Annotated in this window: 3 protein-coding genes and 1 pseudogene; all 4 read left to right on the forward strand. The window is 21.2% G+C overall.

The genetic code is table 4. From position 1 onward, the window contains the following. Positions 1–278 precede the first annotated feature (278 nt). Positions 279–518, forward strand: coding sequence for a hypothetical protein (locus tag C6B38_RS02445; RefSeq protein WP_105298523.1), 240 nt, complete (start codon positions 279–281; stop codon positions 516–518). A gap of 270 nt (positions 519–788) precedes the next feature. After that, positions 789–1,238 (forward strand): DUF3627 domain-containing protein, encoded by a 450-nt coding sequence (locus C6B38_RS02450; protein ID WP_105298524.1) that lies wholly within the window; start codon positions 789–791, stop codon positions 1,236–1,238. 152 nt (positions 1,239–1,390) lie between these two features. After that, positions 1,391–1,594, forward strand: coding sequence for a DUF2649 domain-containing protein (locus C6B38_RS02460; protein ID WP_105298526.1), 204 nt, complete (start codon positions 1,391–1,393; stop codon positions 1,592–1,594). Beyond that, positions 1,594–2,233: pseudogene (locus C6B38_RS02465) on the forward strand (hypothetical protein); the annotation flags it as partial. The gene C6B38_RS02460 and the pseudogene C6B38_RS02465, both read left to right, overlap by 1 nt.

Here is a 2,233-nt window from a genome sequence, read left to right on the forward strand (position 1 = left end):
GATAATAAAAATCCCTATTATACATATAAATTTAACTATATTTTCTATAGTTGATAAATCTATATTGTTTATTATTCATAATATTGAGTCTGTTATGAAAAATATTTTTTTAGTAGGATTTAATAAAAATAAGAATATTTCTATTAAGGGTCATACTAGTAATAGATTTGGGAAATAAATTTTTATAATATTTTTTATAAATATACCTACTTTCTTTTAAAACTTGTAAACAGTCTATAGTGTAAAAATATCAATTTAATTATATTTAAGGTATTATTATGGTTTTCTCTCTGTATAAAAATATTTATAAATTTGTTAATTTATTAAAAATTCGAATAATAAATTTAAAAGTTATTATTAAAATTATTATTAGTGAAATAATTGTTTTAATTGGTAATACTATTCATGATAATCAAAAAATAGATGGTATCACATTTGTAAAAAATGAATTTATTATTTCTTCGATATTTTATTTCTTCTTTTTATTTAAAATAATTTATACAGAGAGAAAACCATAATAATATCAACTTAATTATAAACTTATGATTTTATATTTTAATAACTATTGTTAAAAATTAAATAGTATTTTTCAGTGTGCCAATTTTTATTATTTTTATATTTAACATTGTTTATTAACAGTGTTTATTAACAGTGTTTATTAAACATTAAATAAACAATATATTAGCATTATKTATAACATTGTTAATAATCAGTGTTTATTRCAATWAAWAAACATTATATAAACATTATTTATAACATTGTTTATTAAATAAATATTTAGTTAGGAGATGATAAAATTGAGTGATTTTGTTAAGAAAAATCAGAATATAGAAAATTATTTTATTAGTAAGGAATTTATCCCTTTTACAACAGATAAAGCAAGTTTTATTAATTTACCCAATCATAATCGCCATATTGGGTTTTGATTGAGTAATAAGTTTATTTATTCGAGTGAAAAACGTTCGGAACAAGTAGCAATCGGTTTAATTTATGATAATTCTTATCCTATTGTAAAATATGATGAAAATTTAAAACGCCATATTTGAAAGTATTTAACTGGAACAGAATTAATCAATTTATATAATCAATATAAACAAAATTATTTTACTAAAATGAAAAAAGCGTTATTTTTAAGTGAACCTAAAAAAGTAAAAGCAAATAATAACAATAATAATTTAACAAATTGAAGTTTTGAAAAAGAACAAGAATTAATTAATGATTTAGAAAGTTTAAATTAAATGAGTTTATATGATTATTGAGTTCAATTTGTTARTTATATTATTGGTKYAAATGCCCCTGAGTTTTTATATGTTATATCCTTTGTGTTATTTATTGTTTTRTTTTTTGGAATGTTTTTTAAACTTATTCAAAAAATGTGGAGTTTTTAAARATGCAAAATGATTGACAAGAATTCAAAGAGTTTTTTATTTATATTTTTTTGTTTATAGATAAAACGAATGTTGAAAGTATTACAATGTGGAATTTAACGCAAAATGAATATTTAACTTTGATGGTTGGTGTTTGAATTGTGATTTTGTTTTTAACTTGGTTTTTCTTGTGAATGGTTTTTAAAATAGTTGGGTATTTTAAATAATGAAAAAGTTTATATTTTTCTTTAAAAACTATTGTTATATTAGTGGTTYAATGCTTTTGTTTAGTTTAATTGATTTATTACTTTGGWTAATTTCTTTGTATTGTGTTGGTTTAGTATTTTGAATATTATTTGCTTTGCAATGTGTATATTTTGTGTGATGATTGTGARAAAATATTTTTTATCAGTTAAATGCTTTTCGGTTAGTAAATTTTGTTTGAGATAATCCGTTATCGGTAATTATTGGTAAGTTAGGAACTGGTAAAACATTACTTTTAACTTATTTGTCGCAAATTATGAAATTATTGACAGATGAAATTTATAGTAATTATCCGTTAGAAGATGATAAAGTTAAAGTTTTAACATTTAAAAATTTAGATTTTACCGATAGAACAAAACTGGTTCCCTCAGATGATAGTGTTATTTTATTTGATGAAAGTTATTTGTATATTGATGGAACTAGTCCTCACGATGAGAAAAAAGTTCATAGTGGTAAAATACCGTGAATTGTTTTAGCGAGACATTTTGGACATCGTGCGTTGTTTACTGCTCAGCGTGAGGGTATGATTTGAAATAATATTCGCCAGTTAGCAAGTGGGATTATTATTCCAATTTCATTGAAAAAACCCGTTGCTAAAAAAG

The sequence above is a fragment of the Spiroplasma sp. ChiS genome, from assembly GCF_002968355.1.
Taxonomy (GTDB): domain Bacteria; phylum Bacillota_I; class Bacilli_A; order Mycoplasmatales; family Mycoplasmataceae; genus Spiroplasma; species Spiroplasma citri.